The organism is Pseudomonas wadenswilerensis (assembly GCF_900497695.1).
Taxonomy (GTDB): domain Bacteria; phylum Pseudomonadota; class Gammaproteobacteria; order Pseudomonadales; family Pseudomonadaceae; genus Aquipseudomonas; species Aquipseudomonas wadenswilerensis.
In genome coordinates this window covers 234,500-248,797 of sequence record NZ_UIDD01000008.1, presented here as the reverse complement: position 1 = coordinate 248,797, position 14,298 = coordinate 234,500, and the positions used below count along the sequence as shown (strand labels likewise).

General features: G+C 61.9%; 15 protein-coding genes and 1 tRNA gene. 12 read left to right on the top strand and 4 right to left on the bottom strand.

Features of this window, described 5'->3' with window-relative positions:
• Positions 1-85 precede the first annotated feature (85 nt).
• The 7 genes from CCOS864_RS16590 to gltS all read left to right on the top strand — a co-directional run bounded on the left by CCOS864_RS16590 (position 86) and on the right by gltS (position 5,489).
• Entirely contained in the window at positions 86-607 is a 522-nt protein-coding gene (locus tag CCOS864_RS16590; protein WP_115087410.1) for a GNAT family N-acetyltransferase, read from the top strand.
• Entirely contained in the window at positions 604-1,164 is a 561-nt protein-coding gene (locus CCOS864_RS16585) for a hypothetical protein (protein WP_115087409.1), read from the top strand. The genes CCOS864_RS16590 and CCOS864_RS16585 overlap by 4 nt, the downstream gene beginning before the upstream one ends.
• Positions 1,165-1,318: 154 nt before the next feature.
• Positions 1,319-1,978, top strand: a complete 660-nt coding sequence (locus CCOS864_RS16580) for an HD domain-containing protein (RefSeq protein WP_115087408.1) — start codon at positions 1,319-1,321, stop codon at positions 1,976-1,978.
• Positions 1,979-2,138: 160 nt separating this feature from the next.
• A complete protein-coding gene (locus CCOS864_RS16575; RefSeq protein WP_115087407.1) occupies positions 2,139-2,450 on the top strand; it encodes an NIPSNAP family protein in 312 nt (103 codons plus the stop codon).
• A 102-nt stretch (positions 2,451-2,552) separates the two neighbouring features.
• Complete coding sequence (locus CCOS864_RS16570) at positions 2,553-3,278, top strand: IclR family transcriptional regulator (protein ID WP_115087405.1); 726 nt, start codon at positions 2,553-2,555, stop codon at positions 3,276-3,278.
• Between the two features lie 19 nt (positions 3,279-3,297).
• Positions 3,298-4,236, top strand: a complete 939-nt coding sequence (hutG, locus tag CCOS864_RS16565; RefSeq protein WP_115087404.1) for a formimidoylglutamase — start codon at positions 3,298-3,300, stop codon at positions 4,234-4,236.
• A gap of 44 nt (positions 4,237-4,280) precedes the next feature.
• The gene (gene gltS / locus CCOS864_RS16560; protein WP_115087402.1) at positions 4,281-5,489 is read left to right on the top strand and encodes a sodium/glutamate symporter; all 1,209 of its coding nucleotides are present in this window, start codon (positions 4,281-4,283) and stop codon (positions 5,487-5,489) included.
• A 39-nt stretch (positions 5,490-5,528) separates the two neighbouring features.
• On the opposite strand, the gene CCOS864_RS16555 is transcribed toward gltS, so the two are convergent.
• Positions 5,529-7,364, bottom strand: a complete 1,836-nt coding sequence (locus tag CCOS864_RS16555; RefSeq protein ID WP_148708546.1) for a di-heme-cytochrome C peroxidase — start codon at positions 7,362-7,364, stop codon at positions 5,529-5,531.
• Between the two features lie 286 nt (positions 7,365-7,650).
• Complete coding sequence (locus tag CCOS864_RS16550) at positions 7,651-8,103, bottom strand: Lrp/AsnC family transcriptional regulator (RefSeq protein ID WP_115087398.1); 453 nt, start codon at positions 8,101-8,103, stop codon at positions 7,651-7,653.
• Positions 8,104-8,257: 154 nt separating this feature from the next.
• Here CCOS864_RS16550 and CCOS864_RS16545 point away from each other — a divergent pair, with 154 nt between their 5' ends.
• The 5 genes from CCOS864_RS16545 to CCOS864_RS16525 all read left to right on the top strand — a co-directional run bounded on the left by CCOS864_RS16545 (position 8,258) and on the right by CCOS864_RS16525 (position 12,445).
• Positions 8,258-8,890 (top strand): LysE family translocator, encoded by a 633-nt coding sequence (locus tag CCOS864_RS16545; RefSeq protein ID WP_115087396.1) that lies wholly within the window; start codon positions 8,258-8,260, stop codon positions 8,888-8,890.
• 105 nt (positions 8,891-8,995) lie between these two features.
• On the top strand, positions 8,996-10,093 hold the full coding sequence (gene nspC / locus CCOS864_RS16540) for a carboxynorspermidine decarboxylase (RefSeq protein ID WP_115087666.1): 1,098 nt from the start codon (positions 8,996-8,998) through the stop codon (positions 10,091-10,093).
• Positions 10,094-10,120: 27 nt separating this feature from the next.
• Positions 10,121-11,356: a saccharopine dehydrogenase family protein gene (locus CCOS864_RS16535; RefSeq protein ID WP_115087394.1), complete on the top strand. Its 1,236-nt coding sequence runs from the start codon at positions 10,121-10,123 to the stop codon at positions 11,354-11,356.
• Positions 11,357-11,627: 271 nt separating this feature from the next.
• Positions 11,628-11,702: transfer RNA gene (locus tag CCOS864_RS16530), tRNA-Gln, on the top strand.
• Between the two features lie 110 nt (positions 11,703-11,812).
• Complete coding sequence (locus CCOS864_RS16525) at positions 11,813-12,445, top strand: LysE family translocator (RefSeq protein ID WP_115087392.1); 633 nt, start codon at positions 11,813-11,815, stop codon at positions 12,443-12,445.
• A 9-nt stretch (positions 12,446-12,454) separates the two neighbouring features.
• On the opposite strand, the gene CCOS864_RS16520 is transcribed toward CCOS864_RS16525, so the two are convergent.
• A complete protein-coding gene (locus CCOS864_RS16520; RefSeq protein ID WP_115087390.1) occupies positions 12,455-12,886 on the bottom strand; it encodes an MAPEG family protein in 432 nt (143 codons plus the stop codon).
• A gap of 90 nt (positions 12,887-12,976) precedes the next feature.
• Positions 12,977-14,242, bottom strand: a complete 1,266-nt coding sequence (locus CCOS864_RS16515; RefSeq protein ID WP_115087388.1) for a carbohydrate porin — start codon at positions 14,240-14,242, stop codon at positions 12,977-12,979.
• Between the last annotated feature and the right edge of the window lie 56 nt (positions 14,243-14,298).

The following is a 14,298-nucleotide window of genomic DNA, read 5'->3' as shown; positions in this document are numbered from 1 at the left end:
GCGAGGGTTGACCAACCGGCTGGCGATAGGGATTGTAGGAGCGGCGCTGCACCGCCTCTCCTACACCGATACAAGGAAAGTATCCATGCCCCTGTTCGAAACCCCGCGCCTGCTCGTCCGCGAACTCTCTCGCCAGGACCTGCCCGCCCTGACGGCCATCCTTAGCGACCCCGAGGTCATGAAGTTCTCGCTGCGCGGCGTCTGCGACGAACAGATGACGGGTGCCTTCATCGACTGGTGCGTGCAGTGCTATGCCAATTACGGCATGGGCCAGTGGGCTCTGGTCGACAAGGCCAGCGGCGAGCTGGTCGGGTTCTGCGGGGTCAGCCCGGAGCAGGTCGCAGGGGTGCAGGAGGCCAGCCTGGGCTATCGGCTGGCCACGCGCTATTGGCGTCAGGGGCTCGCTAGCGAGGCGGTGAAGGGTGTGCTGGAGTATGTATTCAGCCTGCAACAACAGCCTGCAGTCATTGCGATCATTGAATCTGCAAACGTCGCCTCCTTGCGCGTGGCGCAAAAAGCCGGTTTCAATGCGTTCGATACCGTGCAGTTTCACGGCCGGCCCGTGCGTGTGTACCGGCTGACGCATCAGCACTGGAAGGCGCCATGACCAGCAGACACCTCGACCCGTTACGCCAGGCCATCCGCCAACAGCCGGTCTCGCCAGCACCCGCGCCGTGGAAACTGACCGGCCAGTTCACCGTCGCCGGCCTGCTGGAAATCGGTTTCGACCGCGACAGCGAGCGGCTGCTGGTGGCCTCAAGTTCAGGCCGTAGCGTGATCGACTGTCGTACCGGCGAGAAAATTGCCCGCGACCGTACCGACAACCTCGGCAGCGACCATTACCTGGAAACCCGCGGCATCGGCCCGTTGCACGACCGGGTGATTCGCATGGCCGGCATTCAGGGCGGCAGCCTGCCGATCAGCACCAGCGATGGCTGGGTCGTGGAGAACATCACCCTGGCCTGGCCCGAGCAGCACCTACTGCTGGTCGAGCCGGGTTCGTGGCTGCATGGTGCGCGCTATAACCGTCCCTGGCAGTTTCATACCCTGGCGATCGAGACCGAAGTGCGCGCATTCGGGTTTTCCTACACCGGCCTGAGCCTGGTGATCGCCACGGGTGGCGAGTTGCTGATTTATGGGCGCGCCGCGTCCCATCGCGGATAAATGGAGTTGCCTGGGTTAGGGCGGATCCGATGCTGTTCTTGACTCTGGTGCATAACCTGTGGAAGCGGGCTTGACCCGCGATCGAGTGCGAAGCAGTCGCAATCCAGGCGCCGCTGGCGTATTTTCGATAACCCGGTCCAAGACGCCATTCCTGATGCCAGCCCAACCTTTCGATCCCTGCCAAGACCTTGCCGACATTTTGTTGCCGCACTTGCCTGCGGACAACGGCGATGGCTCCCACGACCTGGCTCACATCCACCGGGTCTGGATCAACGCCCGCACCATTCAGGCCCAAGAGGGCGGCGACCTGACCCTCCTCCTGGCCGCCGCGCTGTTGCACGACTGCGTCGTGATCGAGAAGAGTTCCCCACTGCGCTCAAAGGCCTCGAGCCTGTCTGCGGATAAGGCTGCAAAACTGTTGGCTGAACTGGGTTGGCCCGCCGAGCGCATCAGCGCCGTGGCCCACGCCATCGCCACCCACAGTTTTTCTGCTGGCTTGCAGCCTGAAACCCTCGAAGCGAAAATCCTTCAGGACAGCGACCGCCTGGACGCCATCGGCATGGTCGGCGTGGCCCGCTGCTTCTACGTCGGCGGGCGCATGGGCTCTGCCCTGTACGACTTCAATAATCCCACCGCAGCAGGGCGCGACTATCAGGACCGGCAGTACAGCCTCGAACACTTCCATAGCAAACTGCTCAAGCTGGCCTCGGGCTTTCAGACCGGGGAGGGCGCACGCCTGGCGGCGGAGCGGCATCGGCGGCTTGAGCTGTTTGTGCAAGGTTTCATGGATGAGATTGGCAGCCCGCAGCCTTGATCGACACCACACTGACCGAAAGGACGCCTCAGTGAACCCACTGACGCTCACCACCCATCAATTGTTGATCAATTTCGCCGTAAAACCGATGTGAAGATGGAGTGGGACTGATTTCAGTTCTGCCGTTTCCCTGGACAACAACCTGAGCGAGAACCCACCAATGATCACCTGCTACCTGCGCTACGTCCTCGACCCCTACAAACTCGCCGAGTTCGAGCATTACGGCAAACTCTGGATCCCGCTGGTGGAACGCTTCGGCGGCCAGCACCACGGTTACTTCCTGCCCTCGGAAGGCGCCAACAATATCGCCCTGGCGATGTTCACCTTCCCAAGCCTTGCCGAGTACGAGCGCTACCGCCAGGACTCGATGAACGACCCCGAGTGCCTGGCCGCCTTCCAGTATGCCCAGGATACCCGGTGCATCCTCAGCTATGAGCGTTCGTTCTTTCGGCCAGTATTCGGTCGGGACTGACAAACGGCGGCTCAGCCTCTATAAGTAGGGCATTTCCCACTCAATGGGAATCGAGTTTCACCTATTGAGAAAGACTGTGCACCATGGCGACAAGGAGCACATATGACCTACACCGCGCCCACCGATCGCCTGCTGCAAATCCTCGTTGCCCTCGGCCAGGCCAACGAGGCCGTGTCGGCCAAGGAGCTGAGCCTGCAACTGGACCAGCCCCTGAGCAGTACCTATCGGCACCTGAAGACCCTGCTGCGCTGGGGGCTGGCCGAGGACAACGGTCATGGCCGCTATCTGCCGGGCCCGGCCTGCCTGCAGCTGGCGAAGAAATTCGACCGTGAGGCGCTGCTGGTGTCGCTGGCCAAGCCCGAGCTCAGGCGCCTGGCCGAACTCAGCCAGGAAAGCGTGGCACTGATGGTGCCCAGTAACGGCCAGGCCATCTGTATCGAACTGATCGACAGTCCGCAGCCGCTGCGCTGCTGTTACCAGAAGGGCCTGGCCCAACCGTTGCGGGTCGGCGCTTCGGCGCGGGTGTTGCTGGCGCACATGGAGCCGGCGCGCAGCCTGGCCATTCTCGAGGAACAGGGCCTGGAGGCTGAAGCACTGGACAGTTACCGCCAGAGCTTCGTGCAGATCCGTGACCAGGGTTATGCCATCAGCCTCGGTGAAATCGACGACGGCATCTGGGGCGTCAGTGCTCCGGTGCTCGACAGCCGCAACCGCCTGCACGGCGCAATCAGCCTGATGGCCCCGGCCATTCGAGCCCGGCAGAACAGCGAGCGCCTGACCCGCTGGACCTGTGAGGTCGCCCTGCGCATCGGTGCGCGGCTGGACTGAATCTACTGGAGTACCCCGCATGAACAGCAATACCGCACTGCCGCTATGGCAGGGTCGCGTCGATGCCGCGGAAGGTGCGTCGGCATTGCGCTGGCACCAATGGGTGCGGCCCTGGGCTGACGATCAACCGGCAGGCAACGCCCTGGTGGGCCTGGCCTGTGATGAAGGTGTCATCCGTAACCAGGGCCGCAGCGGTGCGCGCCAGGGGCCACCGGCCCTACGCAAGGCATTGGCTAACCTGGCCTGGCGCGGCCAGCGTCCGGTGTATGACAGCGGCGACTTCGTCTGCCTCGGCAGCGATCTGGAAGGCGCCCAGCAGGCCTATGCCAAGCGAGTGACGCAACTGCTTGATCAAGGGCATCTGCCATTGGGCCTGGGCGGCGGGCACGAAATCGCCTACGCCAGTTTTCTTGGCCTGGCCGGACATCTGCGACGGCACGAACAGCGCCCGCGCATCGGCATCGTCAATTTCGATGCGCACTTCGACTTGCGCCATAGCGCCCAGAGCAGTTCCGGCACGCCGTTCCGGCAGATCGCCGAGTACTGCCAGCAGGCGGGCATGGCCTTTGAGTATTGCTGCCTGGGCGTGAGCGAGTTGAACAATACCCAGGCGCTGTTCGACCAGGCCCGGCGCCTGAACGTGCGCTATCGCCTTGATCGGCAGATGCAGCCGTGGAACATCGCCGCTCTCGAAGCCTTTGTCGATGACTTCCTCAGTGGCATCGACCACCTGTACCTGACCCTCTGCCTGGACGTGCTACCGGCAAGCCAGGCGCCTGGCGTCAGTGCGCCTTCGGCCCATGGTGTCGAGTTGATGGTGGTCGAGCACCTGGCCCGCCGCGCCAAAGCGAGCGGCAAGTTGCGCATGGCCGATATCGCGGAACTCAACCCTGGCCTCGACCAGGACCAGCGAACGGCGCGCATAGGTGCGCGGCTGTTGGCCAGCCTGGTCGACTGAAACCCTTACCCCCTGATCCAACTATAAAAAGAAGAGTGTTAACCATGCTGACCCTGCAACTCGATGCTCTGACCACCGTCGCCCTGGCGCTATTGCTGCTGGCGATGGGCGCACAACTGAAAAAGCACAGCTACTGGCTGCGCCAACTCTGTGTCCCGGCCCCGGTCATCGGCGGCTTTGGCTTCGCCCTGGTGGTGTGGCTGCTGCGTGACCAGCAGTGGCTGGACATCAAGCTCGACACCGCCATGCAAACGCCGCTGATGGTGGCGTTCTTCACCACCGTGGGCCTGGGGGGCAGCCTTGGCTTGCTGCGCCAGGGCGGCAAGATCCTGTTCGTCTACCTCGGCGCCTGCTGGGCCCTGGCGCTGGTGCAGAACCTGGTCGGCGTGGGCATGGCCAAGGCACTGGGCATCGACCCGTTGCTGGGGATCATGGCCGGTGCGGTGTCGCTGGAAGGCGGCTTTGGTGCGGCCGCAGCGTTTGGTCCGATCGCCGAGAGCCTCGGCACTGTCGGCGCCACCACCGCAGCGCTGGCCTCGGCGACCTTCGGCATGGTTGCCGGTGGCCTGCTCGGCAGCCCGGTGGCGCGCTACCTGATCGAGCGCAAGAAACTGGTGGTTCAGGCGGACAAGGCCGATGCCCTGCAAGCCCTGGAAAAAGCCAACGAAACCCCTGTGGTCAGCCTCGATGCGCCGGTGCTGCTGCGCCTGCTGACCTGCATGCTGGTGATCATGGTGCTCGGTTTCTGGATTGGCGATGCCTTGAAGGCGCACCTGGGGATTGTTCTGCCGGTGTATGTCGGCGCCATGTTCGTTGCCATTCTGGCGCGCAACTTCAACGACCGCGCACGGCTGATCGAGATCCCCGACAACGCCGTCAGCACCCTGGGCGACATCAGCCTGGGGATGTTCCTGACCATGGCGATGATGAGCCTGAAGTTCTGGGAGCTGGAGCAACTGGGCTTGCCGCTGCTGGTGATCCTGGTGGTGCAGGTGCTGATCATGGTGCTGCTGTGCATCTTCGTGCTGTTTCGCCTGTTCGGCGGCAATTACGATGCGGCGGTGCTGTGCGCCGGCTACATGGGCCATGGCCTGGGCGCTACACCGAACGCGGTGGCCAACATGGGCGCCATCTGCGACCACTACAAGGTGTTCTCCTACAAGGCCTTCATCATCGTGCCGCTGTGTGGTGCGGTGCTGATCGACATCGTCGCGTTGCCGTTGATTACCTGGTTCATCAACGCGTTCAGCTGATGGGGCGAGGCGGGGCGCAAGGCCCCGCCATCCACCGGGCTAGAGGGTTTTCATGTATTCGACCAAGGCATAACGGTCGGCATCGGTGAAGGACGATGCGCCGTAGTCGTGGCCGAAGTTGAAGTTACCGGGCAAGGACGTGTCGTAGGTAAATTGACTGCCGGGCCCGAAGGCATCGATAAATCCGACTTTTTCCGGATCGAACTGGGTCGAGCCCATCTTGAAGCGCGAGGGACGTTGCTCTGCCGGCAGCAGCAGGTCGTAAAGCGTGGGTACCGAGCCGTTGTGCAGGTAGGGCGCGGTTGCCCAGATGCCAGTCAATGGACGGGCTTTATAGGCCAGCGGGTATTTCTGGACTGTTTTGCCTTTCTCCACCGTGTTCTTCTTGGCCAGCGCATAACATTGCTCGAGTCGATAGGCTTTATGCGGCGGGAGCAGTGTTTTCATCATGCTCAGTTGCTTGTCTTTGCTGACTTCCAGTTCCACCAGGGGGTCGACATGAAAGACCCCACGCAACGCCAGGTCGATAATTTCGCTCTTCTGGTTCAACAGTATTTCCCGGGCAGCGACCCCTAGTTGAGTGACCAGCGACGAGCCATGGTCGATATGGCCGCGGTCTGCATTGAGGTGTTCGCCTAGAAGGTTGCCGGGGGCACTGCTGAACTGTACGGCATTGCACGCCATCCAGGGATCGGTTGCGATGGTCTGGGGCGTTTCCTGCGCAGCAATGCGCGTCATCTGTGCCTGGATCGGTGTGGTCAGGTCGTTGCGCGCCAGCGGTAGATGGCAGCTCGAACAATTGTTGGCGAACAGTGCAGCGCCTCGGCTGACTTTCACCGGGTCGATTTTCCCCAGTTGTTCCGGCCATTTTGGCGGCTTGAGTTTCTGAATGGTTCGCTCAAGGTGGTCAAGGTTCTGAACGCGCACGCTTGAAGCAAATCCCTTGAGCAGCGGGGCATGCTGCATCGCCACATCACCGAACACGCCGACCACTTCCGAAGCGTTACGGGCCAGGGCGCCGATGTCCAGGCCGTTCTTGCCCAGGCGCTTGTTCGGGGCCACGCCGTTCCACTGCACCACATTGTGCTGAGGGGTATTCCACAGGAACGGGTAGCTCACCGGTGCATCCGAAGGGTTGGGGGTCTGAGCGATGGCGCCATTGAGTTGCGCCACCCGGTTGAGAATATGCCCCACTGCATCGACGCGGCCGGGGCCATACTCCAGGTTGGTAGCGTTGAGTGAGGCGCTGGTCTTGAGGAACTGACCCAGGCTGTTGAGCGCCGTGTGCAGTTGCAGTCGATTGGCCGGTGTGTAGGCATCTTTCAAGACGTTTCGTGCAAAGCGGTCGAATGATTCTTCGTTTTCGGCGGTCGCAAACAGTGCTTCTCGAAAGGCATCGAGGAATTTCTGGAAATCCGCATTGGTGGGGGCACCCTGTATCACCCAGGTATTGTCACCATGGGAAATATTGGCGGTGTGGCACGCCGAGCAGTTCATGCCTACCCAGGGCTCCTGGTCCCGTTGATTGGCGTACCAGCGCAGGCGGGAAAAGGTCAGGGTCCTGTCGTCGCCCTGATCGATGACGAAACCGCGAGGCAGTCGGAAGGTGGAACCATTGAAGGGCAGAAGGTGGGGCGTATAACCGTACGCCTTGATGTTGTCTTCGGAGAGGAACGCCTTCCGCGTGCCTGCGACCTCCAGCGCCATCAACCAGCTCAAGGGCACCAGGCGCGAGCCCTGGGAGGTGTTCTGCCAGAGCGCAAGATCCTTGGTGCTCCAGTTTTGGTCCAGAATGGCCTCATCGGCCTGGGCACCTGTCGAAGCCAGGCACCCGACTCCGATGCTGACCGCTGCCAACACAGACTTCATTGTCATTTCTTCGATCCTTCGTGGCTTAGCCAACGTTGTTGTTAGAACATCAGGTCAGGGGCAGTACCTCTTTCAGTTTGCGTTAGCGCATTGCAGCGCCGCCGTCATTCAGGCTGGATCTTGTCTTGCAGCGTAGAAGGTTTTCAGTACCGTGCTGGCGTCGTTTGAGTCTGGAAGCCTGGGCGAGAGCGATCCAGTGCTGGCTGGGCACGGCGGGCTCCGGGCGGTGAGGGGGGCAAGCCCGACCATAGCGCGTTTGTGCGGCTGGCTTTAGAACAATTGTGCGCGCGGCTCACATCGGCAACGAGCGGTTCTCGATAACCCGCTTCATCACCAGGGTCGAGGTCAGGCGCTGCACATTGGGCAGTGCCGACAGCCGCTCATCGTACAGTTGCTGGAAGGCTGGCAGGTCGCGGGTGACCACCTGCAGCAGATAGTCCGGATCACCAAACAGCCGCTGCGCCTCGACGATCTGGGGTATCTCCTGCAGCGCCGCTTCAAAGGCGCTCACCGCCGGGCGATCACCTTCGCGCAAGGTCACGAACACCATTGCCGAGAAGTTCAGCCCCAGGGCACCCGGCGCCAGTTGTGCGCGGTAGCCCTGGATCACCCCGGATTGCTCCAGGGCACGCACCCGCCGGTGGCAGGGCGACAGGCTCAAACCCACCCGTTCGGCCAGTTCGGTCACCGACAGGCGCCCGTCGTTCTGCAGTTGCGCAAGAATATTGCGGTCAATCCTGTCCATGTGGAAGAACCTTTCTATATTGGCCAGTAGTTCTGGAATATTCGAAAGATAATCCTATCAGCTTTTCTCTAATCTCCCTGCGAACTCCAGATTTGCGACGAGGTAGAGCGATGCAGGCAAGAAACTTCCAGGCACAGCATGCGGCGGTGCGGCCATGACCTTGAACATGCTGGCCGCCTTCTGGGCGGTGTCGTTGTTGTTCGTGATCACCCCGGGGGTGGACTGGGCCTATGCCATTTCCGCCGGCCTGCGCGGCCGAGTGGTCGTGCCCGCCGTGACCGGGCTATTGCTCGGGCACCTGGCGGCAACCCTGGTGGTGGCTGCCGGGGTAGGCGGGCTGGTGGCGAGCACCCCCATGGCCCTCACGCTGCTGACCGTGGCGGGCTCGGCTTATCTGCTGTGGCTGGGCGTCAACATGCTCATCCATCCTTCGGTTCCACACGCCGGACAGGCGCAGGCGTCGGCCTACTGGGCGCGCTGGGCATTCAAAGGTGCCTGCGTCAGCGGCCTCAACCCCAAGGTCTTCCTGCTGTTCGTGGCCTTGCTGCCGCAATTCACCGACGCCATGGCCGCCTGGTCGGTGCCGGTGCAGATCGTCACCCTGGGCCTGGTCCATGCCTTCAGTTGCGCGGTGGTCTATCTGCTGGTGGGCTTCGGCTCCCAGGCAGTGCTGCAGTCGCGGCCCGCAGCGGCGAAAGTGGTCAGCCGGGTGTCCGGGCTGGCGATGATCCTGATTGCCGCGGTTTTGCTCGTCGAACAGTGGGTCGGCCACCTTCGGTTGCTCTGAAATTGACCGCTGATCAAGGGAAAAGCGCTTTTGCTCTTTCGACTTGGAGCAAGGGAAGGCACAATGCGTGTCCTTTTTTTGGCCGGCCTGGCCGGGGGCCTCGAAATGATCAAAACGCCGTACTACCTCATCGACAAAACCAAGCTGCTGCGCAACATGGAGAAGATCGCCTACGTGCGCGAGCAGTCCGGGGCCAAGGCCCTGCTGGCACTCAAGTGCTTCGCCACCTGGTCGGTGTTCGACCTGATGCAGCAGTACATGGACGGCACCACCTCGTCGTCGCTGTACGAGCTCAAGCTTGGCCGCCAGAAGTTCGAGGGCGAGACCCACGCCTACAGCGTGGCCTGGGCCGACGACGAAATCGAAGAGATGCTCGACAACTGCGACAAGATCATCTTCAACTCCATCGGCCAGCTGCAGCGCTTTGCCGATGCCTCCGAAGGCAAGGTCCGCGGCCTGCGCGTCAACCCGCAGGTGAGCAGCTCCGACTACCTGCTGGCCGACCCGGCGCGCCCGTTCAGCCGGCTGGGCGAGTGGGACCCGGTGAAGGTCGAAGCCGTCATCGAGAAGATCTCCGGCTTCATGTTCCACAACAACTGCGAGAACGACGACTTCGGCCTGTTCGACCAGATGCTCGGCACCATCGAAGAGCGCTTCGGCCATCTGCTGCACAAGGTCGAGTGGGTCAGCCTGGGCGGCGGCATCCACTTTACCGGTGAAGGCTACGCACTCGATGCCTTCTGCGCGCGCCTGAAAGCCTTCTCCGAGAAGTACGGCGTGCAGGTTTACCTGGAACCGGGCGAAGCGGCGATCACCCAGAGCGCCTCGCTGGAAGTTACCGTGCTCGACACCCTCTATAACGGCAAGCACCTGGCCGTGGTCGACAGCTCGATCGAAGCGCACATGCTCGACCTGCTGATCTACCGCCTGAACGCCAAGCTGGCGCCAAGCGAGGGCGAACACACCTACATGGTATGCGGCAAATCCTGCCTTGCCGGCGACATTTTCGGCGAATACCAATTCGATCGTCCGCTGGCCATCGGCGATCGGCTGTCGTTTGTTGACGCAGCGGGTTACACCATGGTCAAGAAAAACTGGTTCAACGGCCTGAAAATGCCGTCCATCGTAGTGAAACAACTCGACGGTAGTGTCGAGCTGGTTCGTGAATTCGGGTTCGAAGACTACTTGTCCAGCCTGTCGTAAGCTGGCAGTAAAGGAGAGAAAGAGAAATTGAAGAAGAACGTTCTTATCATTGGTGCAGGAGGTGTCGCCAAGGTGGTGGCCCACAAGTGCGCGCAGCACAACGACGAACTCGGTCGTATTGCTATCGCGTCGCGCAACATCTCCAAATGCCAGGCCATCATCGACAGCGTCAAGGCCAAGGGTAGCCTCAAGCAACCTGCAGAGATCAAAGCCTTCTCGTTGAATGCGCTGGACGTCGAAGCGACCAAAGCGCTGATCCGCGAAACCGAATCGCAAATCGTCATCAACGTCGGTTCCGCTTTCCTCAACATGTCGGTGCTGCGTGCCTGCATCGATACTGGCGTGGCCTACCTGGACACCGCCATTCACGAAGAACCGGGCAAGATCTGCGAGACGCCGCCTTGGTATGGCAACTACGAGTGGAAACACCTCGAGGAATGCCAACAAAAGAACGTTACCGCCATTCTTGGCGTGGGCTTCGATCCGGGCGTGGTCAACGCCTATGCGGCCCTGGCCAAGCAAAAGTATTTCGACAGCATTGACTCCATCGATATCCTCGACGTCAATGCCGGATCCCATGGCAAATATTTCGCCACCAACTTCGACCCGGAAATCAACTTCCGCGAGTTCACCGGGCAGGTGTGGAGCTGGCAGAACAGCCAGTGGACCAGCAACACCATGTTCGAAGTCAAGCGTACCGACGACCTGCCGGTAGTCGGCTCGCAGAACCTGTACCTGACCGGCCACGACGAAGTGCACTCGCTGTCGAAGAACCTCGACGTGCCGAACGTGCGCTTCTGGATGAGCTTCGGCGAGCACTACATCAACGTGTTCACCGTGCTGAAGAACCTTGGCCTGCTCTCCGAGCAACCGGTCAAGACCGCCGAAGGCCTGGAAGTGGTGCCGTTGAAAGTGGTCAAGGCCGTGCTGCCTGACCCCGCCTCGCTGGCACCGGGTTACACCGGCAAGACCTGCATCGGCGACCTGGTCAAAGGCACCAAGGACGGCCAGCCGCGCGAAGTGTTCATCTACAACGTAGCGGATCACGAAGAGGCTTACGCCGAAACCGACAGCCAGGGCATTTCCTACACCGCAGGCGTGCCGCCTGTGGCCGCGGCGCTGCTGGTTGCCCGTGGCGAGTGGGACGTGCAGCGCATGGTCAACGTCGAGGAACTGCCAGCCGAGCCGTTCCTCAAGGCGCTGGACGTGATGGGCCTGCCGACCCGGGTCAAGGACGAGAACGGCGACCGTCCGTGGAACTGAGTTCCACGCAGCGGTAAAATACCGGGTGCACCAGGTTAGGTGTACCCGGTGAGCGGTCGAGGCGCCGATCTGGCGCCTCGATTCAGAGTAAGTGGCTGTTTTAACAACAATTTGTGCAGTCAGGGGCTTCCCAGGCACAACGAAGTTTGATAAATTGCCAGCCATTCTTGCAACGGTCCTCACGGGGCTGGCAGCGAAGGCCCGCAACTTCCCAGGTTGCACCACGTTGCATCATCGCAAGCGAGTGCCACGCACTCATCGCTACAGCTACAGGGGCGTCGCCAAGCGGTAAGGCAGCAGGTTTTGATCCTGCCATGCGTTGGTTCGAATCCAGCCGCCCCTGCCATTTTCTCGTTGTACCTTTCCTCTTTGTAATGGTCGCTCCCAGAGCAATTGCAACACCCGTGCAATTACTGTCATTGTTGCCACTTATTCCCCCTGGCAAGGACTGCCTCCATGGCACTGCACCTCTGGCTCACCTTTTCCCTGGCATACCTGCTGACTTCCCTGACCCCCGGCCCCAACGTACTGCTGACCGTGCGCAACGCCTTGCGCCATGGCCCGGCGGGCATGGGCGTGACCTTGTTCGGCAACCTGCTGGCGCAACTGCTGGTCATCAGTGCCGTGGCCTGGGGCGTGGGGGCGATGTTGCTGGCGTTGCCGACAGCGTTCCTGGTCTTGAAGGTGGTTGGCGCGGGGTACCTGATCTACCTCGGTGCACGCCAGCTGTTCGCACGCCAATCGGTTCCAGCCGCTGCCACCGAAGGTGCCGTGCCGGCAGCGCAATCGAAATGGCGGATCGGCACTGAAGCCTTCCTGGTCTCGGCCAGCAATCCGAAAACCCTGATTTTCTTCTGCGCCTTCCTGCCGCAGTTTCTCGACCATGGCCGGCCGATCGCCGAGCAGTTCGCGGTCATGTACCTGACCAGTGCCGCCATCGTCTGCGGCGTGCACTCGTTCTACTGCTTTAGCGCCTTGCACTTCAGTAAGCACGTGAAGGCTTCGCGCGTGGTGGCGGCGCTCAAGCGTGCCACCGGTGCGCTGTTCATCGGCCTCGGGGTGCGGTTGTTGAGCGCCAGGGCGGTATAACGCGCTCGCTCACCAATGCCGCAAGGCGCCCATGCTGACCATGGCCGCCAGCCCCAGCAGGCACATGATGCCCACGGCATAGGCAATGGTGCGCCACGGTTGCCAGCGCGCCAGGTAGGTCACGGTGTGTACCAGGCGTGCGACGGTAAATAGCACCATCAACCCGGCCGTGAACAGCAACGGCGGGTTGAACACCAGGCACAGCGCGCCCAGCACAAAAAACAGCGGAATGTTTTCCAGGTCGTTGGCCCAGGCCTGGGCCGCGCGGCTGACCTGCGGCAACTCCTCGGGGCTCGCCTGGCGGCCGACAAACCCGGCGTCCTCGCTGTTTTTGAAGGTCAGGCGGCTGATGCGATAGAAACCCTGATAACAGGAGATCGCCAGCATCTTCACAAACAGCGCGACCACGCAGAGGGCGTAGATGGAGATCAGCGTAGGCATCTTCATTCCTTCGAAAACGGGGAGCGCGATCATCGCCTGAATCGCGCAGGCGCGTACAGGTCAACCTGCGCTCACCGTTGTCAGGAAGGCTTAGAACGTGGCTTTGACCTGCAGGCCAAGCACCAGTGCATTGTCGATGTTGTCACCGGAAAACGCCCCCGGCTCGATGATGTATTGCACATCCGGGCGCAAGGTCAGCCAAGGGGTGGCCTGGTAGCCGTAGCTGAGTTCGATCAACTGCTCGGCGCTGTCCAGGTTGGGGTAGGCGACGCCTGCGGCTGCGGCGGCATCTTGCTGCACATCACGGCTGCGCGGGTTCGGCACGGCGCGGCCATAGCCCAGGGCCACGGTGTCGCGCGGGCGACCTTCGAACGGCTTGTACAGCACGACACCTGCGCCATACCACTTGCTGAACGGCGAGGCGGCGGCGCTGGTGGCCGAGTACTGGCCAAAGGCATGCAGGCTGCGCCCCTCGGAACTCGACGAGGTCCATACGGCCTGATCCACCAGCAGGTAATGGCCGTCACGGCCGGACACCTGTTTGTCGCTGCCGATGCGTTTGACATCAGAGCTGTCGTAGTAGTAACCCAGCTTGTACTCACCCGGCAGTGCGCCCGACAGCTTGTACACCAGCTCGACCGGTACCACGGTGCCGGTGGTGTGCTTGGGCCCCAGGTGCCAGGCGCGGCTGGAGTTGCCGTTGCTTTCGGGGTCGACGTTGAACGCCGCCACGCGCAGTTGCCAGGCCGGCGACAGGTCGTATTTGACCCGCACGCCCAGGTGCGCATTGGGGTAGTTGGTCCAGCCACTGCCGCCGGACATGTTCAGTGGATGGCCGCAGAAACCGGCGTTCATGAAGTTGCAGAGGATGCCGCTGTCCAGGCCGCCGAGGTCGTTGCCCATGGCCATGTAACCGAGCTTGAGGTTGAGTGCCGGGGTGAACAGGGTGCGCTCATAGCTCAGTTCAGTCAGGCGGGTATAGAGGCCACCGTAGTTTTCCTGGATCGGCAGGCGGTTGCCCACCAGGTCTTCGGAAGCGCTGTTGCCGCGGCGGTCGTTGACCGTCAGCTGGACCTTGCCGCCGTTGTCCAGGCCGTACAGCTTGCCCAGATCAAACTGCACGCCCAGCTTGAGGTTCTGCGAGTAACGCGCCGAGCGGTGCAGGCCGCCATCGGCGTTGTAGGCGGTTTCGCCGCTGTAGTCGCCAGTGAACTTGATGCCCTGTTCGTCGAGCTGGTGGCGCAGGCCGCCCCAGTCGCCGGTCAGGGTGTTGCGGGTCATCAGGTCGTCGGCCAGGGTTGTGGAGCTGGCCAGGGCCAGGAGCAGGGCAGGGGTGATGCGAGAAGCGGAGGGCATTGCGGGGTATTCCTGGGAGGTCGGTAAAAGCCTCATCGCGGGTCAAGCCCGCTCCC